This is a genomic window from Chryseobacterium sp. 'Rf worker isolate 10', assembly GCF_050753305.1.
GTDB lineage: Bacteria > Bacteroidota > Bacteroidia > Flavobacteriales > Weeksellaceae > Chryseobacterium.
Genome location: NZ_JBOZOF010000001.1, coordinates 1,842,396 through 1,867,584, shown reverse-complemented (window position 1 = coordinate 1,867,584; position 25,189 = coordinate 1,842,396). Strand labels below are relative to the sequence as shown.

Below are 25,189 nucleotides of genomic sequence, written 5' to 3'. Positions count from 1 at the left end.
CGATTATAACACCAACACATCTCTTATGGAAACACAATCAAACGACATAGAAATCATAAAAAATCAGGTAGCCAGTACCTATTATGTGATTACTTCAAATATCGACGGCATTACTCACGAAGAATCTATGATTTTTCCCAATGGTGAAGCCAATTGTATGAACTGGATTCTTGGACATTTGATCTATATCAGAAATCCTTTACTGAACATTCTTGGTGAAGAATCTGTTTGGAACAGCGACAAATTTTCATTCTACAACAGAGGGGAAATTGCTGTAGATCACAAAGATGAATTAATCAGCTTCGAAGATTTAAAATCTTATCTGAAACAATCTCAGGATACACTGGAAGCCAAACTCAATACTCTTGAAAGTTTCAAACCTGAAATGGTTAAAGATATATCAACACTTAGTCTTCATGAAATTTACCACAGCGGACAGCTGGGCTATCTCCGCAGAATTTTAGGAAAACCCGGAGCTATAAAATAGATTCCTTGCTTTGTTCGGAATGACAAATGAACAATTGAAGTTTCCCATACTATTTTAGAAGAGTAAAATTTTATCGAAGATAAAATCCTCGTGCCTTAAAAACGCATAGTTTCTAAAGCCCTTAGCGTCCCTGCGTTTCTCCAACCCACTAACCACTAATTTCTAACTTCTAATCTCTAATTAAAACTAAAATGGACACACCAAAATCAAAAAAAATGGAACTCGTTATTCCGGCTTACAGAATGCATTCTCAAAGTTTTATGAATGTATTGGATGGTATTTCGGAAGAAGATGCTTTGAAAAGAATTGAAAATAAAACCAATCATATTGTATGGATGGCAGGAAACTTTGTCAACATGCGCTATGGCTTAGGATGGGTACTTGGACTTCGGGAAGAAGATCCTTACAGCGAACTGTTTTTTCAGGGAAAAGCTCTGGATGAGAGCTTTAAATATCCAACGCTGGCTGAATTGAAAGAAAACTTTCATGCAATTTCTGCTAAAGTATATGAAAAGCTTCATGAAGTAACCGATGAAGAGCTGGATGAAATATTTGAAATAGGAATGAATATTCCTTTCATCAAAGAAACAAAACTCAATTTTGTCGGAATGTGTATCGGCCGCGAAGACTATTTATGTGGTCAAATAGGCTTAATGCGTAGAATTCTGGACTATCCGGGAATGAAATATGATGTGGACGAAAACCTTAAATACTAACAATGAATCCAACAGAAACAGGCTATAAAAAAGTAAACGGAATCCAATTGTATTACGAGATTTATGGATCAGGTAAACCTTTGGTTTTAATTCATGGCGGAGGTTCTTCCATTCTGTACGATTTTAAGGAAGTCATTGCAAGACTTGACGGAAAATTCAAGCTTATAGGAATTGATCTTCAAAATCACGGACGCAGTGAGCATCGTGATATTCCGGAGACATTTGAACAGGATGCAGACGATGTTGCCGGACTTCTGGGAGAGCTTAACATTGAAAAAGCTTCATTCTGGGGATTCAGCAATGGTGGGAATACGGTAATGCAGATTGGCCACCGTCACCCGGGAATTGCTGAAAAACTGGTTGTTGCCTCAGCTTTTTATAAAAAAAACGGAATGATGGACGGCTTTTTTGAAGGAATGCAGGAAGCCACTTTTGAATCCATGCCGGAACCTTTTAAAATCAATTTTTTAAATCTTAATCCTGATTTTTCAAAGCTTGAAAACCTTTTTGATAAAGACTGTAAAAGGATGCAGACGTTTGAGGACTGGGATGATGAGGTATTGGCTTCCATCAAATCTCCTACATTATTCATCACCGGAGATCGGGATGTGATGAAACCAGAGCATACCGCAGCAATGTGGCGCCTGGTGAAAGATTCACGATTAATGATACTTCCAGCAACTCATGGCACTTATATGATGCCTGATTTTGACGGTAGTATCGATACAAACTTAATAGACTTTACCGTCAGAGAAGTAGAAAAATTTTTAAACCATTAAGATTTTTTTATTCATAGTAAATTAATTAATCCTTAATGAATCAATAGTAGAATCTATATCTTATAATAATAACTTTAAAATTAAAATCATGGCTAAATTAAATCCGTATCTAAATTTTGATGGAACTGCTGAAGAAGCGTTCAATTTTTACAAAACTATTTTCGGTGGTGAATTCGTTGGAGGAATTCATAAAATGGGAAATGCTCCCGGTACCGAAAACCTTTCTGAAGAAGAAAAAAACAGAGTAATGCATATTGCGCTGCCCATCGGGAATGACCTTTTGATGGCATCGGATATTGTACCCGGATTTGGGCAGACTCTTACCGTAGGAAACAATAATTATGTTTCTATTTTCCCTGATTCCAGAAGCGAAGCAGACAGAATTTTTAAAGAACTTTCTGATGGCGGAAATGTAGAAATGCCGATTGAAGACCAGTTCTGGGGAGACTACTTTGGATGCTTTCAGGATAAGTACGGTGTTCATTGGATGGTGAACTATAATGAAGAATATGCAAAATAATCTTATATTTAACTAATGATAATAAAGAGATGCTCATTTTTGGGCAGCTCTTTATTTAAATTTTTAAAAATGTAGAACTATGGATCCAATTAAAATAGACATTACAATTTTAGCGCCGGTTGAAAAAGTTTGGAATTATTTCAATGAGCCAAAACACATCACGAAATGGAATTTCGCCCACGAAACCTGGCAGTGTCCTAGTTCTGAAAATAAGCTTGAGGTAGGAGGCAAATTCAAACACAGAATGGAAGCGAAAGACAAAAGTTTCGGATTCGATTTTGAAGGAGTATATGATGAAATTATTCCTCATGAGATCATCAAATATCACATGGAGGACGGACGGAAAGTAGAAGTTGTTTTCGATAAAATAGATGAAAATACAACGAAAGTCATAGAAATTTTCGATCCGGAAAAACAAAATTCTGTGGAAATGCAGAGGGATGGCTGGTATGCTATTCTGAACAATTTCCACAAGTATGTTGAGAATCATTAACAATATTTATTGTAGCCATGATCAATCTAGTTATCATGTCAAAGAGTTTAAACTCCATTTATGCTTTTAATTATGACTCTGCAGAACAATTCCTTCACGGAGTGATTGCAATACCTGCAAGAAGAGCCTTAGAAAAAGAAAAAATAAATTCTTTGGAAAAACTTTCAGATTATTCCGAAAAAGAAATCATGCAGCTTCATGGTTTCGGTAAAAATGCGATGATGAAACTGAAGAATTATATGGAAGAAAATCAGGTTTGTTTTAAAAAAGCATAAAAGTGTACAACCGGAAGTTTTTGTAGTGTCATTGCAATAAACGAATGACTATCGTTTAAATGCAAAGGCATAAGACTTCTTTTGTTGTTGTATGGAGAAGTTAACATTATAAATCACCCTTATTAAAAATTAAAATTATGAATAACGATATTTTTCCATGTCTCTGGTATGACGGAGATGCTAAACAGTCTGCAGAATTTTACTGTAAGGTTTTCGGAGGCGAAATCACAGCAGATACACCTGTAGTGATGAATGTGGATCTGTTCGGACAGAGGTTAATGCTTCTGAATGGAGGTCCCCAATTCAAAAAAAATGCTTCTATATCTTTCATGGTAATCTGTGAAACGGAAGACGAAGTTCAAAAATATTGGGATCAGTTATTGGATGGCGGAATCGCCTTGATGGAGCTGGGATCTTACTCATGGAGCCCGAAATACGGATGGGTTCAGGATAAATACGGCGTAACATGGCAGTTGTTTTTGGGAGAAAAAGCAAGTGAACAGAAAATAATTCCTACTTTGATGTTTATCCATCAGAATAATGGGAAAGCAAAAGAAGCAATGGAACTTTATACCAAGACTTTTCCCAATTCAACCATAGGGAATATATTGACTTATGGAGCCGGAAGTGAAGGCCATGACAATCCGGAACCTGCAGAAAATGTACAGCATGCTCATTTTACGATTGATAATTACAGCCTGTTCTGCATGGATAATTCTTATGATCATCAGTTTGATTTTAATGAAGGAATATCATTGGTGGTCATGACGGATGATCAGCAGCAGACCGATCACTACTGGAATACCTTTACAGCAGACGGAGGAAGAGAAAGTATGTGTGGCTGGCTGAAAGATAAATACGGAATGAGCTGGCAGATTGTACCTAAAAGACTTATTCAGTTAATGAACGATTCTAACCAGGAAAAAGCTTATAAAGTAGTCCAGGCAATGATGAAAATGCAGAAAATTATTATCCAGGATTTGGAAGATGCTTATAATTCTTAAATATTTTCGGCGTATTGTTTGATGTTATTTAGAGAAAAGATTTGCTTATGAAAACACAGAACAAATCACAATCTAAATCAAAAGTCCCTAAAGAAGGGCTGTTTCCGGAAATTATCCGGAATGATTATCAGGGAAGCCGGAAGCTGCAGGGTAAAAAAGCGGTTATTTCTGGCGGAGACAGTGGCATAGGACAAGCTGTAGCCGTTCATTTTGCGAGAGAAGGAGCAGATGTTGCCATCATTTATAAAGAAAGTGATGATGATGCCAGAGAAACAAAAAAACTGGTTGAAAAAGAAGGACAGAAGTGCCTTCTGATAAAAGGAGACCTTACCCGGAAAGCTTTCAGAACAAAATGTGCAGACAAGATTAAAACAGCGTGGAAAAAGTTTGATATCCTTGTCAATAATGCGGGACTTCATACTTCAAAAAGCAGTCTGGAAAAAATCTCTGATGAACAGATTCAGGAAACATTTGATACCAATATCATTTCTATGATTTCTTTCACCAGAAATTTTCTTCCAATGATGGGAAAAGGAGGCCGGATTATCTGCACAACCTCTGTTACAGCATATCGCGGAAGTGATTATTTAATTGATTATGCGGCCACCAAAGGAGCTGTTTTGTCCTTTATCCGTTCATTGGCTGATAATCTTGCAGAAAAAGAAATTCTGGTCAACGGAATTGCGCCGGGGCCTATATGGACTCCGCTTGTAAAAGAAGCTTTTGATGATCTTTCCAAGTTTGGAAAAGACACTCCGCTGAAGCGTGCGGGGCAGCCATCAGAAGTAGCTCCAGCTTACGTTTTTCTTGCTTCCAAAGATGCAAGTTATATCACAGGAGAAATCATTCACATTAACGGAGGTGATTTCGTCGGAGGCTAGAGGTTAAAAATTAGAAATGATTACGAATAATTGTCTCACTCTAAACCTCTTACTCTCAAATCCTCAAACTCCAATCATCAGTAACCTATTATCTATAACCAAATACCTAAAATAAAATGGAACGATTATCATATGAAATAGAAATCAATGCCGAACCGGAAAAAGTATGGAGTGTCCTTTGGGGAGATATTACCTACAGACAATGGACAACAGCTTTTACAGAAGGTTCTTTTTATGAAGGAACTTTTGAAGAAAATAATATCGTCAAATTCCTTGATCCCAAAAACAACGGGATGTACAGCAGAGTAGAAAAAGTGATTCCTAATGAGGAAATAAAATTTCTGCATCTGGGAGAAATTTATGAAGGTATTGAAGTTCCTCAGGATTGGGGAGAAGCCACAGAAGCTTATTTTCTTGAAGAAAACGAAGAAGGAACTTTGCTGAAAGCGGAAGTTCAGACTCCGGCAGAGTTCAAAGAATTTTTTGAAGAGAAATTTCCAAAAGCCATGGCGATTGTTAAGCACCTTTCAGAAAATCAGCTGTAAACAATTCAATTTGAATTAAAGGAAATAAATAACCAAATCACCAAAATAAAAAAATGGAAACCTTATCATACGAAACAGTAATAGATGCTCCTTTACAAAAAGTATGGGACATTCTGTGGAGTCCGGAAACGTATAGTGAATGGACAAAATATTTCGGAGCAGGATCTGTCATGAAATCCGATTGGCAGGTTGGCGGGAAAACCTATTTTCTTAATGCACAGGGAGAAGGAATGGTTTCAACCATAGATAGTCTGGATGAACCGAATCAGATCGTTTTCAAACATCTGGGAATGGTAGATAAAGAAGGTAATGAGGATACACAAAGCAAAGAAGTTATGGAATGGAATGGGAGTTTTGAAAAGTACTTTCTGATAGACTTTGGCGGAAAAACAAAACTTCACGCCGAAGTTCAGGTAGAAAAACAATGGCAGGATCATATGAATACAGGCTTTACAAAAGGACTGATGGTGGTAAAAAGCCTTGCAGAAGGAGTTAGCCTTGGTTCGGTGTAAAGAAATTCAAAGTTTAAAGTTTAGAACTGCTACCTAAAATCTAATCCTTAAAAAATGAAACTACTCGTAATACTTTTCGCAACATTTATTCTGGCTTTGCTGGGAACTTTTTTGTTTCAGGGGAAGCCGGATTTTATATTTTCGGGAAATCTGGGAATGACTGTTTTCATCATATTTACAGGTTTTTCCCATTTTAAATTTCAGAAAGGAATGGCGATGATGATTCCGGATTTTATGCCAGCAAAAATGTTTTGGGTATATTTTACGGGAGTTCTGGAAATTGCAGCTGGAATCGGACTTATGATTCCGTCAATTCGTGAAATCACGGCTATTTTACTAATTATTTTTTATGTATTGGTTTTTATAGCCAATATCAATTCTTCCAGGAAAAGGATTAATATTTTTAAAGCTGATTACACCGGTCCGGGAATGAAATATCTTTACAATCAAAGGATTCCCATGCAGATTATTCTGATCGCCTGGACATGGTATTTCGGAATTTATTTACACTAAATAAAAGACAGTCGGTAAGGCTGTCTTTTTCATTAAGTAATAAAATATTGTAACGTTTTATAGGTATGACATGTCTTATTATATAAATGCATTTAATTTTTTTAGAACACTAAAAAACTAAATGTTTATATAACTTTAACCTTAAAAACAGAAGTTATGAACCTAAATCACAAAATTTTCGGTACAGCCATTATTGTACTATCTACTATGATGATCAACGCACAGAGTTCTACCGGAAAACTGCCGGGAGATCCTACCTTACCATCTTCCAAAGCCAATCTTGAGAAACTTATTTCTTATGATAAAGGAAACTTTAAATACAAAGTGGAAGATTACTTTGCAAGACCAAAAGCTTCGGCTTTTAAAATCTCTCCTGACGGGAAATACCTTTCCTATAAAGAAAAAGATCAGGACAAAAAGAACCACGTTTATGTAAAAGATCTGGCAACAGGAAAAATTACCAAAGCCATCGTGGAAAAAGAAGACCTGATCAAAGGGTATGGCTGGCTGAACAAAAAACGTTTATTCTACACACAGGATAAAGGCGGGAATGAAAATATTCATTTGTATGCTACAGATATTGATGGAGGAAATCAAAAAGATTTAACACCATTTGACGGAGTAAAAGTACAGTCAATTATTCCAATAAAATATACTGATTTCGTTGTGGTTACCATGAATAAAAACAACAAGCAGATCTTCGAACCTTTTAAAATCAATTATATTACCGGAGAAACTACTCAGCTGTTTGAAAATAAAGATGTAAACAGTCCTATTGATGATTATATTTTTGATAAAGACGGAAATTTGAGAGGCTACAGCATTCTTGAAAACGGGTTAACTACAAAAACCTATTATAAAGACCTACAGACGGGAAAATTCAACCTGATCAAATCTGCAGACTGGTCTGATACTTTTGGAATCATCGAATTTAATGAGAATTCAAAAAATAAGGATGAAGCCTATGTCGTAACCAATCTGGATAGTGATAAAGCGAGGGTGGTACTTTATGATCTAAAGAAAAATGCAGTGATTAAAGAAGTGTATTCCAATCCTGTATACGACGTAAGTTCTATAAGCACAGCTGGTAAAAACAGAAATTATGAGCTGGATCTTATCAGCTATGAAGGAGTAAAAGGAGAAACGGTTCCGGTAAGTAAATTTTATAAAGAAATAGATGATAAATTAAAAGCTCAGTTTGGAGATAAGGAATTTGGAATCGTTTCTTCCGATGATAATAATGATAAACTTCTCGTTGTCGTAGGAAGTGATAAGCTGTATGGAACCTATTATGAATATGATACAAAAACCAAACAGACCAAACTTCTTTATAACCTGATGCCTCAGCTGAAAGAAGAAGATATGGCCGAAATGAGACCTATCGAATTTAAAAGCAGAGACGGATTGACCATTCATGGATATATCACATTGCCTAAAGCTGCACTGGAAGGGAAAAGAGTTCCTTTAATTGTAAATCCTCACGGCGGCCCTCAGGGAATCAGAGACCGATGGGGATTCAATCCGGAAACACAGCTTTTTGCAAGCAGAGGATATGCTACCCTTCAGGTTAATTTCAGAATCTCCGGAGGATATGGAAAATCATTCCAGAAAGCAGGCTACAAACAAATCGGAAGAAAAGCCATGGACGATGTGGAAGATGGTGTAAAATATGCCATTGAACAAGGTTGGGTAGATAAAGATAAAGTTGCCATCTATGGAGGAAGCCATGGCGGATATGCAACATTAATGGGGCTGATTAAAACTCCGGATCTGTATACCTGTGGAGTAGATTATGTAGGAGTATCCAACATTTTCACCTTCTTCGCCTCCTTCCCGGAATACTGGAAGCCATACAAAGAAATGGTAAAACAAATCTGGTATGACCTGGACAATCCTGAAGAAGCTAAGATTGCTAAAGAAGTTTCTCCGGTATTCCAGATCGACAAAATCAAGAAACCATTATTTGTAGTGCAGGGAGCGAATGATCCAAGAGTAAATATCAATGAATCTGATCAGATAGTGAAAGCTATGCGTGCCAAAGGTTTTGAAGTTCCTTATCTGGTAAAATATGATGAAGGACACGGATTTGGGAAAGAACCAAACAGAATAGAACTTTACAAGTCGATGTTAGGATTCTTTGCAGAAAATTTTAATAAATAAACTATTAATCTTATAAAGATGGAAACGGAAGGCAAAAGCCTTCCGTTTTTTGTTTGGATAAATAGCGATAACACTATTTAACATTACATAACTATTCGATAACTAATAATGACATCCATTCTGCAGAAATTTGTGCATCAAAAAAATACTACATGGCATTATTATTCAGATTATTTATGGTTATGATCTTAATCATCCTTAGTATTTTTATAAAAGCTCAATCCAATACTGTAGAAAAAGATAATATCAGTAGCAGAAAAACATTGGAAATTTTGGCTCCCTCAAAAACTAATACCCGTGAACGTATTGAAATTCCCTTCGAAGTGCATGATGGTTTAATTTTTGTGCAGGCCTCTCTCAACGGAAAGAAGGGTACATTTATATTGGATAGCGGGGCTCCGTATTTGATACTGAATTCAGATGCAGAAAATATAACATATAATTCGTCCTATAAAAGTGAAGCCTGTGGAGTAGGTGGCAAAGTGAAAAAATCAGGTTCGGCTCATATAAAATCATTTGATTGGAATGGTATTACCCTTTCTGAAGGAAATGTGCTTTCTGTCTCTATGTCTCATCTTAGTAATAAGAAAAATATTTTAGGTTTAATTGGCTACTGTGTATTTAATGATTATACATTAACGTTTGATTATAAAAGACATAAGGTTACAGCAGTATTAAACACTTCTTTGGCTAAAGAAAAAGAGCTTAATGATAAACCTTTTACAACAATTCCTTTTGAAATGTATATGCATTTTCCTGTTTTTTCTATGGAAATCAATGGCAAAATATACAATATGGCATTAGACTCAGGAGCCGCTTCCAATGTTCTTTATGAAAAGTATGTTCCTGAATTAAAAGACTTCATCACCAGTTATAGAAAAGGTAATCTTACGGGAATAGGAGGGAAAACCAAAGCAAAAAAAGGGCATATTAAAAAATTAGAAGTCGGAAGTATCAGCTACAAAAGACTTAGTTTCATTTTTGAAAATGATATGCTTAATGGGCTCAACAAGAAAAGCACATTAAAGATAGATGGTTTACTAGGATATGGATTTTTAAAGCAGTACATCACAACAGTAGATTTTAAAGCTAAAGAAATACGTATTTATAAAAGATAACATTCACTCATCATTAGTGCTGCTGCTAAGGATTTCCTGGCAGCAGTTTTTTATTTCAGCTTACTATTAAGCGATAGCCGGTAGCTCTTATATTGATAATACTAATTCTCGGATCTTCAGAAAGATATTTCCGAAGCTTTGAAATAAAGACATCCAGGCTTCTGCCATTGAAAAAATGATCATCTCCCCACAATTCCAGCAGTGTTTCTTTCCGTGGTAAAAAACCATCTTTACTTGTAGCCAGACGATAAAGGATTTCCCCGGATCTGGGCGAAAGCATGATCTCTTTATCCTTATATGTCAGTTTATAAGTACTATGATTATACTCATAACTTCCTATAATAATGTTATTTGAAGAGTTTGTCTTGGGTGAAGAACGCTTAAGGATTCTGTGGATTCTTGCACTAAGCTCTTCTATACTGAAAGGTTTTCTCATATAATCATCTGCACCCAGAGAAAATCCCTTAAGAACATCTTCTGTTAAAACCCGTGCGGAAATAAGAATCAGAGGAGTATGGTTGTTCATGTCTCTTATCTGCTTAAGGAAACTATAACCATCAAGCTGAGGCATCATGATATCAGCAATAATGATATCAAAATTTTCCTTCATAATTGCTTCAAGACCCTCGGTTCCATTGTTTACCCACATTATAGAAAAATTCATTCTTGTGAGCATATCAGTAGTGATTTCACCCAGGTCCGGATCGTCTTCTAAATATAATATTCTTGGTTTATTCATCTGTAGCAATTTTAATTTCCATGGTTGTACCTTCGGTTTTCTGTCTTATAATCTTTATGCTTGCCCCTTGATTCATCAGAGATTTTCTTACAAAGCTTAAGCCCAGTCCAAAACCTTTGATATCATGCGTATCATCATTGACAATTCTAAAATAAGGAGAAAAAACATCTTCAGTATATTTCTCAGGAATTCCCAGCCCATTATCTTTTATTCTGATCAAAACATTATTTTCCATCTTTTCAGCGGAGATCAAAACCAGTGGGCTGTTTGCTGAGTACTTAAGTGAATTGTCTATTAAATTTGAAAAGACCTGTGTAAGCTGTTCGTAATTTCCTTTTACATGGATATTCTGGTCTATATTAATAGTGCTGATTTTGGCTTCCTTTTTGTGAATAATGCCGGATAAATTTTCTTTTACATCTTCCAATAAATGGGTAAGATTTATACTGGTTAGCGGCAGTTTTTCAGTATTATGATCGGATCTTGCGTGCTGGAGAATAGATTCTACAAGTTGGGACAGCTGCCTGCCAGCTCTCTGTATCATTCCGGCGTATTTTTTTGCGCTTTCGGGTTCGTTTGTAACGTCGTATTTTTCAAGACCTTCTGCAGCAATGAGAATGGTAGAGATTGGGATTTTAAGCTCATGAGTCATATTGCGTGTGAAGATTTCTTTATTTTTCAATAGTTTCTGATGAAAAATAAGGCTTTTAAAAAGAATAAAAATAGTCACCAGGAAAAGTAAAATATACAGCACCGAAAATATAATCGCTTCTTTTATTTCACTAATCACCAGACTTGTCATGTTTTCGATATGAATACGGTAGGTGGTGTTAAGTCCCAGCAATGAATTAAGGGGAGCTGTTGTATTTTTATCCGTAGTTTCTGCATTCTTCGGGTAAGTTCTTTTGATCTTTTTTCCCTCATACAATATGGTGATTTCAGCATCCTTATTCAACATTTTTTTTAAAGTGCTTTTCATGGAAATATATAAAAGAAGATCCAGTTTTTCATCACTGTAAAAGGGAGTGTTTTGCTGTTTAAAACTTTTATTGACCATCTTTTTTGTGGGCTCACTGATAAAGACTTCTATATTTTCTTTTTTGTTTGGTCTGTTCTTCTTATTCAATTTTTGTTTGAGAATAGGCTCATTAAGCATATTATTAACTAATAGCTGAATCATTTCAGATCTGGTACGTTCTAAAATTTCCTCTTTTTTGTTTTGAAAGCTAATACAAATCCAGTATCCCTGAAAAACAAGAACAACAAATATGGTCAGAACAAAAAGTAATTTTCCAAAATGGGTAGATATTTTATTCATATGATGATATAACATATCGAAATTAGCATATTATAGAACATAAAAATAACTTGATAACACTATTTAACACTATGTAACATTTTGATAACCCATGTCTGAATGTTTTTGGAGGAAATTTGAAGTATTGAATTGACCTATAAAGAATTGTTTAATGCTAAAAATGTAAAGGATGAGTTTAAAATTTAAAATATTGGCTGTCGCACAAGCCATGCTATCTGTAATTATAATCAACGCCCAAAAACACACAAAGTTACCAGGTGACACCACACTTCCTTCTTCTAAAGAGAATCTTGAGAAACTTATTTCTTTTGACAAAGGAGATTTCAAGTATAAAGTGGAAGACTACTTTGAAAAACCAAAAGCTTCGGCATTTAAAATCTCTCCGGATGGGAAATATCTTTCCTATAAAGAAAAAGATCAGGACAAAAAGAACCATGTTTATATCAAAGATCTAAGTTCAGGAAAAATTACCAAAGCCATTACAGAAAAAGATGATTTGATTGGGAGCTATGGCTGGCTCAACAGCAGACGTCTATTCTATACACAGGATAAAGGGGGGAATGAAAATATTCATCTTTATGCTGCAGATATAGATGGCGGCAATACTAAAGACCTTACCCCATTTGAAGGAACTACAATTGGGTTTGTTCAAATAATAAAAGACACAGATTTTGTTATCGTTACGATAAACAAGAATAATAAACAAATTTATGAGCCTTTTAAAATCAATTATAAAACGGGAGAAATGGTTCAGTTGTTTGAAAATAAAGATGCTAAAAAACCTATTGATAACTATATTTTTGATAAAGACGGTAATCTGCGGGGATATGTAATTCTTGAAAATGGATTAATAAAAAAAACATATTATAAAGATCTGCAGACAGGTAAATTTAGTCTTATTAAATCTGTAGACTGGAAAGATAAGTTCAGTATTATTGAATTTAATGAAAATTCTAAAAATAAGGATGAAGCCTACGTAGTAACGAATCTGGATACTGATAAGAAAAGAATTGTGCTTTATGATCTTAAGAAAAATGTAGTGATCAGAGAAGTATATTCAAACCCTGTATACGATGTAAGCTCCATAAGCACGGCTGGTAAAAACAGAAACTATGAACTGGATTTCATCAGCTATGAAGGTGTTAAAGAAGAAACTGTTCCGATGGGTAAATTCTATAAGGAAATTGATCGCCAGCTGAAGTCTCAGTTGGGGAACAAAGAATTCGGGATTGTTTCCTCTGATGATAATGATGAGAAATTGCTGGTATTTGTCGCAAGTGATAAGCTGTATGGAATCTATTATGAATATGATACAAAACTAAAGAAACTGAAATTGCTTTATAATCTCAGACCACAGCTTCAGGAAGAAGATATGGCAGAGATGAGACCTATTGAATTCAAAAGCAGAGACGGAAAGACCATTTATGGATATATTACATTACCTAAAGCTGCGCTGCAAGGAAAAAAAGTTCCTTTAATTGTAAATCCTCACGGAGGTCCACAGGGAATCAGAGACAGCTGGGGATTCAATTCGGAAACACAGCTTTTTGCAAGCAGGGGATATGCTACCCTTCAGGTGAATTTCAGAATATCCGGAGGCTATGGAAAGGAATATCAAATATCAGGATATAATGAAATTGGAAGAAAGGTGATGGATGATATAGAAGATGGAGTAAAATATGCTATTAGCCAGGGTTGGGTAGATCAAGATAAAATTGCCATTTATGGAGGAAGCCACGGAGGTTACGCTACACTGATGGGATTGATCAAAACTCCTGATTTATATAAATGCGGGGTAGATTATGTAGGTGTGTCCAACATCTTTACATTCTTCGATTCATTCCCTGAATATTGGAAACCGTTCAAAGAGCAGGTGAAACAGATCTGGTATAATCTGGATAATCCCAGACAAGCTGAGATTGCTAAAGAGGTTTCACCTGTTTATCAGATCGATAAAATTAAAAAACCATTATTTGTAGTACAGGGAGCCAATGACCCAAGGGTAAATATTAATGAATCCGATCAGATGGTGAAAGCTATGCGTGCAAAAGGTTTTGAAGTCCCCTATATGGTAAAATATGATGAAGGGCATGGGTTTGGAAAAGAACAAAATAAAATTGAGCTCTATAAATATATGTTAGGTTTTTTTGCTCAGAATTTTAATAAATAATAAACCAATCAATTTTTATATTTTCAGAAACGGGGAGTAGTTACTTTCCGTTTCTTTTTTATTGCCTCAAACAAAATCATGATACATTATCATTCATCACCCCTAGCCCCGATAGCAGTGGTTACCCCGGAGCAAGGGTGGGAGAGTAGGAGGGTTGAGGTTGTGGGACAGCCTGGCGTGAGGAGTATGAGCGGATAGCGGGAATAAGCTTCTGAAAAATAGATATAGGTAAATTGCTGATAATTTGATGAATAAAATACCGATGGATAAAAGAAAAATTGATTTCTAAGAAAAATATTTTAAATTTATTAAAGTAAAACCAAAAGATCAGCCGTCATAGCAATATGGAGGTTGTCGAAAAAATAACAATGCCACAGAAAGAGAAAGAAAGTATCATCTCGCAGACCGTTTCCAACTACGGAGGGAAGCTGATGTCTTATATTCGTCCGAAAGTGAAAAATACGGAGGATGCGGAAGATATTCTGCAGGAAGTGTGGTATCAGTTCAGTAGCCTTACGAATATTTCGGAGATCGTAAATGTTGGTGGGTGGCTGTATAGAGTAACGGCGAATAAAATAACGGATCGTTACCGTAAAAAGAAAACAGAAAATCTTGAAGATTTCGTATATGAAGATGAAGACGGCAGTTTTTCTATCAAGGATATCCTTTTATTGGATGAGAGCGCTGGTCCTGAAGTAAAAATGTTTCAGGATGAGATCTGGAAAAAACTGTTTGAAGCACTGGATGAACTTCCCGAAAAACAAAGGCTTGTCTACGTAGAAAATGAACTGAACGACAAAACACTCCAGGAGATTGCCGATGAACAGGGAGAAAACATCAAAACCATCATCAGTAGAAAAAACTATGCTGTGAAGCATTTGAGAAACAGACTGAGAAAGTTATACGAAGATTTAAAAAGTTAGAAAAAGAAATTATGAATCATAAACACAAAAAGGGTTGGATTTTTTTATTGTTATGTCCGCCATTAATTTTAGCCGCTGTTACATGGATTGTAATGCTGCTTTGGAACTGCCTTCTCCCGGAGATTTTAGGAGTGAAAACGATTACCTTCTGGCAGGCAATGGGTATACTGATCCTAAGTAAAATTCTTTTCGGAGGTTTCCATTTCGGTAAAGGGATGAAAGACTTTAAGGAAAGAAAAATGAGAGAGAAAATGGAAGGCTGGTCACCGGAAGAAAGAGAGAAATTCAAGGAAGTCTGGAGGAATAAATGTTCCGGAGGATTCTTCAACAGAAATAACGAATAATTTGAAATTTTTTAAGAAGTAGTAAAGTAAAATTAGAATTCATTCGTCTCTATAAAAAACAAGAAGTAGTAAAATTTAAAATTTTGAAAAAATGAAAAATTCAGCATTAAAAGGAGCTCTGGGAGCACTAGCCGTTGTAGGTGTAGCCTTAATCGCTAAAAAAGCAATACAAAGAAAAAAGTTTATCAAAGGTATTTTTGATGAATATGGAATCAAGGAAAAGTCACCTTTCGGACTGGCAGATAAGATCAGAGAAATGAATGATGAGGACTATCAGGAACTGAAAGGAAAATTCAAAAAAGAATTCCATTCAAGATGCTGCAAAAAGGATAATACCTGTGAAGCATAAGAAAAGTAAAAACTAAATTGAAATTGTTACATTCCGGCACGGGAAGCTCTGCTTCCCGTGCCGGAATTTTTTATTTAAACACTTCCTGTAAAGGCTTTTTAAGACTATATTTGTTATTATTAAAAGCTATTTCCGGTTATGATGAAGGTTAAGAATATTTTCTTTGTGGTATTTTCGTTTTTCCCGATTATTATGTTGTGTCAAAAGTCGCAACAACAATATATTTTCTTTTTGCATAATAAATTTCTGGAAGATCATTCGTTTGAAGAAAAACATCCAAAATATGGAGTGGCTGAATATGAAACAATTCTCAATAAACTAATAAATCAAAACACCATTGTTATCTCTGAGAAAAGAAAACCGAATACAGATCCTACGGTTTATGCTGAAAAAGTGAAAAAACAGATTGACAGTCTCATGAAAAAAGGGATTCCAGCAGGGAGGATTACAGTGGTGGGAACTTCCCAGGGAGGATATATTGCTCAGTATGTATCTTTTTACGAGAAGAATCCACAATTGAAATTTGTGTTCATCGGAGCAAGTTTTAAGGATGATTCTTTGGAGAAAGATAAAAACTTTAAGTTGTATGGAAGGATTCTTTCTATTACTGAGAAGTCGGATGACGGGCATGTGCCGTTGTCAAAAGAACAGCGATTGATTAGATCTGATATTAAAGATTTTAAAGAAATAGAACTTAGCACAGGGTTGAATCGCGGTTTCCTTTTTAAAGCGCTCAATGATTGGATTATGCCTGCTAAAGATTGGGCTTCCCGGAAATAAACAGTGATTATCGGCTTGTAGATGCTGGGATTGAGATTTCTTTGAACTACGTTCTTTGCTCGGAATGACAAAGTTGCTATAAAATTATGCACTTCATTTTTAGAAGAGTACAATTTTATCGGAGATAAAATCTTCGCGTTTTAGAAGCACCCGTCTTATAGAATTTTTAGCGCTTTTGCGTTTTCCAACAGACAGCTTTGTAAATCATATTAAGATTACTTCATCTTTGATTCGCAATGACTTTATGAACCCTATTTTCCAACAAAATTTTTGTTGGAAATATCAAACACAAAGAAAAATAAATCCTTATTTTTGTAATGCTCAATGAAAGATTACTACTATTTTCTCGGTATATCCCAGGATGCTTCTGAAGAAGACGTCAAAAAAGCGTATCGAAAACTGTCTTTAAAATATCATCCCGATAAAAACGACAATGACGATTTTTTCGCCGACCGATTCCGTGAGATTCAGGAAGCTTATGAAACCTTGAGTGATTCTGTCAGAAGACGTGCTTATGACCAGAATCTGGAAAATCATCAGCGAAGTTTCAGGTATAATATTCCGCCTGCAATCAAAACTTTTACAGCGAATAAGATTCATGCGAAAAAAGGGGAGGAGATTATCATCAACTGGCAGACGAGTAATGCCGATGTGGTGAAGATACTGCCTTTCGGATTAGAAAAGCCGTATGGGGAAAGGATCTTTAAGATCACAGAATTTAAAGATGGAAAATTCCAGCTTCTGCTTCATGTAACCAATTCACTTTTACACAAAACGGTAGTACAGGGAATTACCATTACAGAAGTTTTTGAGAACGATTCTGAGAAGTTCAAAAATACGGTCGAGGAAATGTTTAAACCACAACCGGGAACAAGAATCAATAAAACGGGTCAGCCTAAAATTATGATGCTGATCTGGGGAATCATTATTATAGCAGCAGCTATTTATATGCTGATCAGAAATTTCAGCTGATTATGCCATTTTCTTCCTTCCCGGACACTTTTTACATCTTTTTCCTTTCTTGAACTTTTTGCAGCAAGACTTCTTTTCACAGAACATCTCTTCGTTATTGAATGAGTAAGGCGCCAAAGGCGGAACTTTAAATGGGACAATCATATTCATGATGCAAATATATTAATTTAGAATAAATATAATTAATAAATTTGCATAAAAAATTGCAGGCCTGAAAATTAGGCCTGCAATAGGGGCATTATTTAAGTGAAAATGAAGCTGAAAACTGCAGCCTGAAGGCATCAGATTTCATATCTCCAAAATTTTCAGTCATTGCATAATTTCCTTCCACACCCATTCTCAGATTTTTATAAGGCTGATAAATAAGATTGATCGCCGCATTCTGAAAACGCTTCATCATACTATTTATAACTGCGGGATTGAATCCGATCTGCGAATAACTATAATACATTACAGAACTCCATTTTGGAGACCACCAATGCTCATAAATTCCTAATATATTGAAAAGACTTAACGTTTCTGCTGTATTGCGCTGAGGATCAAAAACGGCATCATAACCTTCTCCGCTTAAAACAATGTTGTTTCTTGCAAATCCTTTTCCATAAGAAGCCTGCAGTCTGAAATCATCAAGATTCGTCACATATTTTCTGAGCGAAACAATTCCTCCAAATCCTATTTTTGTATAACTGCTTTCCCGGTTTTCATAATTAACAGGAGATAGGGTGGCACCAATTTTAGCATAATCCCGGGCATTTCCATAACGGTACATCCCTGTTACAATCGGGATCAGGCTTTTCTTTTTCCATTCAGGATGATTGCTGGGTATTGTCATACTTATTTTACCCGGATCTTCCAGAGAGAAAGATAAAGTCTCTTTATCAGAAAGCTTTTCAGTGTAGCGAACTTGAATGGAACGGTTAAGCATTGCGCCGTTGGCTCCGTTGAAGTCAAATATATTGGGGAAAATTTCAGAATCACTGAAATTGCTCCACGTTTGGCCTATCAGCCACTTTTTCCATTGAAGATAACCATGTCTTAATCTTGGTGCAGTAGTTCCGTTAGCTCCATAAAAGTCTATCTCTACATAGGCTGAAACCGGAGTGTCTCCATTTTGATACGTCTGTTTAAAACCCAACCCTACCTGGGATTGTCTTACGCTGAAATAACTGGACATTGAATTGTGTTGTGGAATTATAATAGAAGGAGCGACAATTCCATCTTTAGCCCCAACTTCCTGAAAATCCAACATTGCATCTGCATGTACAAATCCTTTTAAATAAGCAGACCATTTTCTTCCGGAAGAATCAGGTTCTGTATTTACAACCGTTATCTGTGCATTTGCTTTTGCCTGGCATACTACCAAAGCAATAGTCGCGAACGCCGGCCTGATAAGCCCGTTCTTTCTTTTCTTCGTCATCTATGTTGTTTTATGGTGTCTTTCTTATTTTTTCATATAATATATTCTCAGGTTAATAGTTGAATTTTCATTTGTTATCATAGCTTTTTTCCATATTGTGCAATACTTCAAACGAATGTACAAATGCTTCGGTAAACCGTTTAAGTGAATAATTTTAGGTTTTTACCAGGGTTAGGAAAAATGAAAACAAGAGAATCGAAATGAAAATAAAAGGAATATTCTTTAAAAGTTTATTTTTTTGAAATTAAATTCATTAAACAGTGAAATAATTATTTTTGTTTTTTAACATTTAAAAAGACTTTAGCTTGGAATTTTAAGAATTTTTAAGAAAATAGAGGGGCATTTTCTGTGTTGCGAAATCGCTTAAAAAATCGTAATTTTACGAATCTTTTTTACAAACAAAATCTAATAAATAAAAATGAATACAGAACAGTTTGTGAGCCGTCACATTTCCCTTAATGAAGCCGATAAGCAGGCGATGTTGGAAAAACTTGGCGTTTCTAGTATTGAAGAGTTAATTTCTCAGACGATTCCATCTTCTATCCGTTTAGAGAAAGATCTTGAGATCTCGGAACCGCTTTCTGAATACGAAATGTTGAACCACTCAAAAGAATTGGCATCAAAAAATACAGATTATACAAGTTATATCGGTTTTGGATACCACAATACACTTTTGCCTTCAGCAATCCAAAGAAATATTTTTGAAAACCCTAGCTGGTATACTGCCTATACACCTTACCAGGCAGAAATCGCACAGGGTAGACTTGAAGCTCTTCTTAATTTCCAGACTGTAGTATGTGACCTTACAGGTTTTGCATTAGCCAATGCATCCCTGTTGGATGAGTCTACTGCTGCAGCTGAAGCAATGCACATGTTCTTCAACAACAGAACGAAAGATCAGAAAAAAGCAGGAGCTAATAAATTCTTTATCTCAGATCTTGTACTTCCTCAAACAGTTTCTGTATTAAAAACAAAAGCTGAAGGATTAGAAATCGAAATCGTAGTAGGAGATCACAAAACTCACCAGTTTGACGGTTCTTATTATGGTATTTTATTACAGTATCCTGGTAAAAACGGAATTGTTCTGGATTATACTGAAGATATCGTAGAATACAAAAAACTTGACCTTCAGGTAGCAGTTGCTTGTGATCCGATGGCTTTGGTTAAACTAAAGTCGCCGGCAGAAATGGGTGCTGACTGTGCCGTAGGAACTACACAAAGATTTGGTATTCCATTAGGATATGGTGGTCCTCACGCAGCTTTCTTTGCTTGTAGAGAGGATTATAAAAGAGATATCCCGGGAAGAATTATCGGGGTTTCTCAGGATATGTACGGAAGACGTGCATTAAGAATGGCGTTACAGACAAGAGAGCAGCACATCAAAAGAGAGAGAGCTACTTCAAACATCTGTACAGCTCAGGTTCTTTTGGCAGTAATGGCAGGAATGTATGCTGTTTACCATGGTCCAAAAGGATTAAATTATATTGCAGATCAGATTCATTTTAAAGCAAATGCTTTGAAAAACGGTCTTAAAGCCTTAGGATATCAGGTAGTAGAAGAGCCAATCTTCGATACTGTAAAAATCACTATGCCTGAAGAGGAGAAAGCAAGATTAGTAAGATTAATGCTTGATCACAGACTAAACCTAAACTATTTCACAGAAGGTGTAGTAAGCATTGCGATCAACGAAAGTACAACATTAGAGAAGTTAAATGATCTGATGGCTTCTTTCGCTCAGTTTAAAGACAAGCAGACTTTCAAATTAGAAATAAAAGAAGGATACAGCATTCCGGAAGAAAATTTAAGAAAAGACGAAATTCTTACAGAATCTGTATTCAACAAATACCATACGGAAACAGAATTGATGCGTTATATCAAGCGTCTTGAGAGAAAAGATTTATCATTGACGCATTCAATGATTTCTTTAGGATCTTGTACCATGAAACTGAACGCAGCAACTCAAATGTTACCGCTTTCTTGGGAAAACTGGGGGGCTGTTCACCCATTTGTACCTGTAAACCAGGCTGAAGGATATCAGGAAATGATCCGTGAACTAGAGAAAGACTTAGCAGAAATTACAGGTTTCGCAGGAACTTCTCTTCAGCCAAACTCTGGAGCTCAGGGAGAATATGCAGGATTAATGGTTATCAGAGAATATCACATTTCAAGAGGAGACCACCACAGAAATGTAGTGTTGATTCCTCAGTCTGCACACGGAACAAACCCGGCTTCTGCTGCTATGGCAGGAATGAAAATCGTAGTCGTGAAAAACCTTGAAAACGGGGAAATCGACTTCGAAGATCTTAAAGCTAAAACAGAACTTCATTCAGCAAACTTATCAGCTGTAATGATCACTTATCCTTCAACTTACGGATTCTTTGATGCTAACATTAAAGAAATTACCAATCTTATCCACGAACACGGAGGACAAGTATATATGGATGGGGCTAACATGAACGCTCAGGTAGGATTTACAAGTCCAGGAAATATCGGAGCTGATGTTTGCCACCTTAACCTTCACAAAACTTTCGCAATTCCTCACGGAGGTGGAGGTCCTGGAGTAGGTCCAATCTGTGTTGCTAAACACTTAGTACCTTTCCTTCCTTCTAACGCGAATATCAGAATCGGGTCTAAAGAAGCTATCGAAGGTATTTCTGCTGCACCATACGGTTCAGGATTGATTCTTAACATTTCTTATTCTTATATTAAAATGTTAGGAACTGAAGGTCTTAAAAAAGCTACAGGACACGCAATCATGAATGCTAACTACCTGAAAGAAATTTTAGCAGAGCATTTCCCAATCTTATATTCAAATGAAAACGGAAGAGTAGCTCACGAATGTATCGTAGATTTCCGTCAGTTCAAATCTTTAGGAATTGAAGTGGCTGATGTGGCGAAGAGATTAATGGATTATGGTTTCCATGCTCCTACCGTTTCTTTCCCGGTTGCAGGTACATTGATGATTGAGCCTACAGAATCTGAAAGCAAGTCTGAAATTGACCGTTTTGCAGAAGCATTGATCTCTATCAAAAAAGAAATCGATGAAATTGCTAATGGAGAAGCAGATGCTGCAAACAACGTATTGAAAAACGCTCCTCACACAGAACAGCTGGTAATCTCTGATTCTTGGGATAAACCATACAGCAGAGAAAAGGCAGCTTATCCGCTGGAGTGGGTGAGAGACCACAAATTCTTCGCTTCTGTATCAAGAGTAGATGAAGCATACGGAGACAGAAACTTAGTATGTACTTGTGAGCCTATTGAAGCTTATATGTAATATTTGTTTTAAACATAAAAAATCCCTCTCAGTGATGAGAGGGATTTTTATTTTATAATCATTGCGAGCAAAGCGAAGCAATCTCAATGCTCGATGATATTTTTTTTATTTTCCTTTGATCATTTCTTCTAACCTAGACATCATGTCATCCTTTTCCTTTAGCATTCTTTCGTAAAGCGCAATTTTTTCTTCATGAAGCAGGATGATTTTATCAATAGGATTATAATTATTGACAATTACACCTGTTGCATTATCATGAAAGTTGCTTGCAATAATATTGATAGCCTGTTCTTCGTCAAAATTTTGAAAAGCTTCCACTGGAATTTTTAATACCTCAGATATTTTTTGAAGTAAAGGATCTTCGATGATTTCTTTCTGTTCCAATAAGGAAATTTTCTTCTGATTCCAATCGTCACCTAGATCCAGCGCCAAAGCTTCCTGCTTGATGCCTAGCATTTCTCTGAATCTTTTTACATTTCTTCCCTGATGTATCTTTTGTTCCATTTGTGGTTTTTATACTTATTTGAAGGTTTGAGTAGTAAAGATAGAAAATTGTGTTGGAAAAATAGAAAGTATGTTTGAAGTTATTTTTTTATAGATCTAATATGCGCTTACAGCTTTATTGGTTTTAAGTTGAGAGTATTTTAAAAAACGAATTTTATTTTTGTTTATTTAAAATAGACTTTGCGGAGCGTAGACCTCAAATATAAACAGAAATCCTTTTGCAAAATAACAAAATCACCTCTCAAACATTGAGAGGTGCCTTAGTATTTAAATTCTAATTTGTTATCTTCTTTTAACGGTATAAGCCAGCAAAATGGCTACGCCCATTGTAACGCAGGTAATAATTGAAATAGTTTCAATTGAAATTCCACTTTTTATCTGTGGGTTTTCTTTTTCACATGAAAAAAAGAATAATAATGTCATTAATAGACATACCGATAGTAATTTTTTATTCATAAATGCATTTGTTTGGTTATGAAATGTTTATATCAAAAAGTATACCGGATTTGTAGACTGCTAAAGTGTTTTTAGAATTTATTTTAATGATGATATTTGATGTAAAATTTAAGCCTTTCCTTCATCCCAATAATAGCTGTCCGGGTAGATTCTGGCTCCAAAAACAGCCGTTCCTACACGCACAATTGTAGCACCTTCTTCAATGGCTGTTTCCAAATCTCCGCTCATGCCCATGGAAAGCTCTTTCATTTCTACGTTGGGAATATTTTCTTGGATGATATCCTGCTGAAGTTTTTTCAGGATTTTAAAACATGTTCTTACTTTCTCGGTTTCGGCACTGAATAAACCAATCGTCATTAAGCCTTTTATCTTCAAAGTAGAGTAGTGAGAAACCTTTTTGATAAGTTCGATTGCTTCATTGGGATTAACTCCAAATTTACTCTCTTCATTGGACGTATTCACCTGAATTAAAACATCTATCGTTCTGTTTTCGGTTGAAAGCTTTTGATGAAGTTTTTCAGCCAACTCCGGACGATCAAGAGACTGAATGCATGAAACATCATATTTCAGAATATCTTTGATTTTATTGGTCTGAAGATGTCCTATAAAATGGTTTTCATGAAGAACATCCTTGAGATCCTCATATTTTTCCTTCAATTCCTGGACTTTGTTTTCAGCAATTAAGGTATGGCCGTATTCCAGCGCGATTTTGATACGATCTGAAGAAACGGTTTTGGTTGCCAGTAATAATCTAACTTCATCAGTTCTCCTTCCTGATTTTTCACAGGCATTTTTTATCCGGTCATTGATCACGTTGAGATTGTGGAGAATATCTTCTTTCATGATGAAATAGTTTCTTTGGCTTCCAGTTTTTTAATTAAAGCCGCTTTCACAGCCGTTAAAGCATAATCCTTAGCTTCGGCAAAAGAAATAGAATATTTTCTTTCAACCGTTCTCATATCTTCAGGGAACTTTGCCAGCAATTGATCGTAAAACGTATCCAGAATTTCAGCAGAAGGCATTTCGTAATTTATCTTCAGCTGAAAACGTCTTATTAAGGCTGTATCAATAATCTCAGGGTGGTTGGTTGCACAAAGCAAAAGAGAATTTTCAGGGTAATAATCAATCAGTTGAATTAACGTATTAACCAGTCTTCTCATTTCGCCAACGTCCTTATCATCGCTGCCCCTTGCTTTCCCGATCTGATCCAGCTCATCAAGAAAAAGTACAGATCTTTCACGTCCTGCTTTATCAAAGATCATTTTAATGTTCTGAGACGTTTCGCCAATACGCGAGAAACAATATTACTCAGATTCAATATCATGATGTTTTTCCCTAATGCGTTGGCGATAGCTTTTGCCGTCATTGTTTTCCCGCATCCTGAACTTCCCTGCAGCAAAATCTTATTATTAACCGGAAGACCGTATTCCTGCAGTTCTTTGATGTAGTTGTGTTCTTTGATAAGCTGTACAAGCTGATCCCGGTTGTTTGTATTGAGAAATACCTCGTTAAGTGTTACCTGTTCTTTATCTTGAATAATGAGGTTGTACAGATTCATAATGACAATTAAAAGATTATTGAATAAACAAAGATAAAGCTTTATTGTATGCCGGAAGAAATCCTAAAAAATAATAAACATCTGGTCCAGCGGAAAGTGAATTATAAATGATAAATGATGAATGGTGAATGATGAATGGATGTTGGTATTAGAAATAATTTGGGAAAATCTGCAAGATCTGCGGGTAAAAAAGATATTGCAAAAAAAACCACCAATAAAAAAGAAAAGCCAGACTTACGACCGGCTTTTCTCATTTGGATATTAAAATTTGTTATGAAACTAAGATCTTTCTGCTTATGTTTTTGGGCCCTTTTACCCGATGGTAAAAGAGCAATCTGATCTCTCAGACTAAAAACATAAAACAATATAATTAGTATAG

The 25,189-nt window shown here is 35.7% G+C and carries 25 protein-coding genes and 1 pseudogene; 20 read left to right on the top strand and 6 right to left on the bottom strand.

From position 1 onward, the window contains the following. The first annotated feature begins 25 nt into the window (after positions 1-25). The 13 genes from LKL37_RS08430 to LKL37_RS08370 all read left to right on the top strand — a co-directional run bounded on the left by LKL37_RS08430 (position 26) and on the right by LKL37_RS08370 (position 10,003). Positions 26-487: a hypothetical protein gene (locus LKL37_RS08430; RefSeq protein ID WP_431610112.1), complete on the top strand. Its 462-nt coding sequence runs from the start codon at positions 26-28 to the stop codon at positions 485-487. Positions 488-702: 215 nt separating this feature from the next. Beyond that, positions 703-1,203: a DinB family protein gene (locus tag LKL37_RS08425; protein ID WP_431610111.1), complete on the top strand. Its 501-nt coding sequence runs from the start codon at positions 703-705 to the stop codon at positions 1,201-1,203. 2 nt (positions 1,204-1,205) lie between these two features. Further along, entirely contained in the window at positions 1,206-1,982 is a 777-nt protein-coding gene (locus LKL37_RS08420) for an alpha/beta fold hydrolase (RefSeq protein WP_431610110.1), read from the top strand. Between the two features lie 88 nt (positions 1,983-2,070). Then, positions 2,071-2,502: a VOC family protein gene (locus LKL37_RS08415; RefSeq protein WP_431610109.1), complete on the top strand. Its 432-nt coding sequence runs from the start codon at positions 2,071-2,073 to the stop codon at positions 2,500-2,502. 79 nt (positions 2,503-2,581) lie between these two features. Then, positions 2,582-2,995, top strand: coding sequence for an SRPBCC family protein (locus LKL37_RS08410; RefSeq protein WP_431610108.1), 414 nt, complete (start codon positions 2,582-2,584; stop codon positions 2,993-2,995). A gap of 35 nt (positions 2,996-3,030) precedes the next feature. Beyond that, positions 3,031-3,270, top strand: a complete 240-nt coding sequence (locus LKL37_RS08405) for a hypothetical protein (RefSeq protein WP_431610107.1) — start codon at positions 3,031-3,033, stop codon at positions 3,268-3,270. Positions 3,271-3,407: 137 nt separating this feature from the next. Then, positions 3,408-4,274, top strand: a complete 867-nt coding sequence (locus tag LKL37_RS08400; protein ID WP_431610106.1) for a VOC family protein — start codon at positions 3,408-3,410, stop codon at positions 4,272-4,274. Positions 4,275-4,321: 47 nt separating this feature from the next. Further along, entirely contained in the window at positions 4,322-5,155 is an 834-nt protein-coding gene (locus tag LKL37_RS08395; RefSeq protein WP_431610105.1) for an SDR family oxidoreductase, read from the top strand. 116 nt (positions 5,156-5,271) lie between these two features. Then, entirely contained in the window at positions 5,272-5,700 is a 429-nt protein-coding gene (locus LKL37_RS08390) for an SRPBCC domain-containing protein (RefSeq protein WP_431610104.1), read from the top strand. Between the two features lie 53 nt (positions 5,701-5,753). Beyond that, positions 5,754-6,212 (top strand): SRPBCC family protein, encoded by a 459-nt coding sequence (locus LKL37_RS08385; protein ID WP_431610103.1) that lies wholly within the window; start codon positions 5,754-5,756, stop codon positions 6,210-6,212. 54 nt (positions 6,213-6,266) lie between these two features. Further along, on the top strand, positions 6,267-6,725 hold the full coding sequence (locus LKL37_RS08380; protein ID WP_431610102.1) for a DoxX family protein: 459 nt from the start codon (positions 6,267-6,269) through the stop codon (positions 6,723-6,725). Between the two features lie 156 nt (positions 6,726-6,881). After that, complete coding sequence (locus LKL37_RS08375) at positions 6,882-8,885, top strand: prolyl oligopeptidase family serine peptidase (RefSeq protein WP_431610101.1); 2,004 nt, start codon at positions 6,882-6,884, stop codon at positions 8,883-8,885. A gap of 152 nt (positions 8,886-9,037) precedes the next feature. Then, the gene (locus LKL37_RS08370; RefSeq protein WP_431610100.1) at positions 9,038-10,003 is read left to right on the top strand and encodes a retroviral-like aspartic protease family protein; all 966 of its coding nucleotides are present in this window, start codon (positions 9,038-9,040) and stop codon (positions 10,001-10,003) included. A 55-nt stretch (positions 10,004-10,058) separates the two neighbouring features. Here LKL37_RS08370 and LKL37_RS08365 read toward each other — a convergent pair whose 3' ends face one another. Both LKL37_RS08365 and LKL37_RS08360 read right to left on the bottom strand, forming a co-directional pair. Continuing rightward, complete coding sequence (locus LKL37_RS08365; protein WP_431610099.1) at positions 10,059-10,742, bottom strand: response regulator transcription factor; 684 nt, start codon at positions 10,740-10,742, stop codon at positions 10,059-10,061. Then, entirely contained in the window at positions 10,735-12,060 is a 1,326-nt protein-coding gene (locus LKL37_RS08360) for a sensor histidine kinase (protein ID WP_431610098.1), read from the bottom strand. The genes LKL37_RS08365 and LKL37_RS08360 overlap by 8 nt, the downstream gene beginning before the upstream one ends. Before the next feature lie 169 nt (positions 12,061-12,229). Here LKL37_RS08360 and LKL37_RS08355 point away from each other — a divergent pair, with 169 nt between their 5' ends. From LKL37_RS08355 to LKL37_RS08330, 6 genes are all read left to right on the top strand, one after another. Next, positions 12,230-14,230, top strand: a complete 2,001-nt coding sequence (locus LKL37_RS08355) for a S9 family peptidase (protein ID WP_431610097.1) — start codon at positions 12,230-12,232, stop codon at positions 14,228-14,230. Between the two features lie 368 nt (positions 14,231-14,598). Continuing rightward, entirely contained in the window at positions 14,599-15,153 is a 555-nt protein-coding gene (locus LKL37_RS08350) for an RNA polymerase sigma factor (protein WP_174774444.1), read from the top strand. A gap of 11 nt (positions 15,154-15,164) precedes the next feature. Continuing rightward, positions 15,165-15,497, top strand: coding sequence for a hypothetical protein (locus tag LKL37_RS08345; protein WP_431610096.1), 333 nt, complete (start codon positions 15,165-15,167; stop codon positions 15,495-15,497). A 91-nt stretch (positions 15,498-15,588) separates the two neighbouring features. Continuing rightward, the gene (locus LKL37_RS08340) at positions 15,589-15,846 is read left to right on the top strand and encodes a hypothetical protein (RefSeq protein ID WP_431610095.1); all 258 of its coding nucleotides are present in this window, start codon (positions 15,589-15,591) and stop codon (positions 15,844-15,846) included. Positions 15,847-15,984: 138 nt separating this feature from the next. Then, positions 15,985-16,626, top strand: coding sequence for an alpha/beta hydrolase (locus LKL37_RS08335; protein ID WP_431610094.1), 642 nt, complete (start codon positions 15,985-15,987; stop codon positions 16,624-16,626). A gap of 324 nt (positions 16,627-16,950) precedes the next feature. Then, complete coding sequence (locus tag LKL37_RS08330) at positions 16,951-17,598, top strand: J domain-containing protein (protein ID WP_431610093.1); 648 nt, start codon at positions 16,951-16,953, stop codon at positions 17,596-17,598. A 238-nt stretch (positions 17,599-17,836) separates the two neighbouring features. On the opposite strand, the gene LKL37_RS08325 is transcribed toward LKL37_RS08330, so the two are convergent. Beyond that, on the bottom strand, positions 17,837-19,015 hold the full coding sequence (locus LKL37_RS08325; protein WP_431610092.1) for a DcaP family trimeric outer membrane transporter: 1,179 nt from the start codon (positions 19,013-19,015) through the stop codon (positions 17,837-17,839). Between the two features lie 418 nt (positions 19,016-19,433). On the opposite strand from LKL37_RS08325, the gene gcvP reads away from it, so the two are divergent. Further along, the gene (gene gcvP / locus LKL37_RS08320; protein ID WP_431610091.1) at positions 19,434-22,292 is read left to right on the top strand and encodes an aminomethyl-transferring glycine dehydrogenase; all 2,859 of its coding nucleotides are present in this window, start codon (positions 19,434-19,436) and stop codon (positions 22,290-22,292) included. A gap of 105 nt (positions 22,293-22,397) precedes the next feature. Here gcvP and LKL37_RS08315 read toward each other — a convergent pair whose 3' ends face one another. The 3 genes and pseudogenes from LKL37_RS08315 to LKL37_RS08305 form a co-directional block, all read right to left on the bottom strand. Beyond that, a complete protein-coding gene (locus LKL37_RS08315) occupies positions 22,398-22,796 on the bottom strand; it encodes a helix-turn-helix domain-containing protein (RefSeq protein WP_431610090.1) in 399 nt (132 codons plus the stop codon). A gap of 564 nt (positions 22,797-23,360) precedes the next feature. Beyond that, positions 23,361-24,095 carry a YggS family pyridoxal phosphate-dependent enzyme gene (locus tag LKL37_RS08310; protein ID WP_431610089.1) on the bottom strand — a complete coding sequence of 245 codons (735 nt, stop codon included), beginning with the start codon at positions 24,093-24,095 and terminating at the stop codon, positions 23,361-23,363. Next, positions 24,092-24,810 (bottom strand): annotated as a pseudogene (locus LKL37_RS08305) (AAA family ATPase). Before LKL37_RS08305 ends, LKL37_RS08310 begins: the two are co-directional and overlap by 4 nt. Positions 24,811-25,189: the final 379 nt, after the last annotated feature.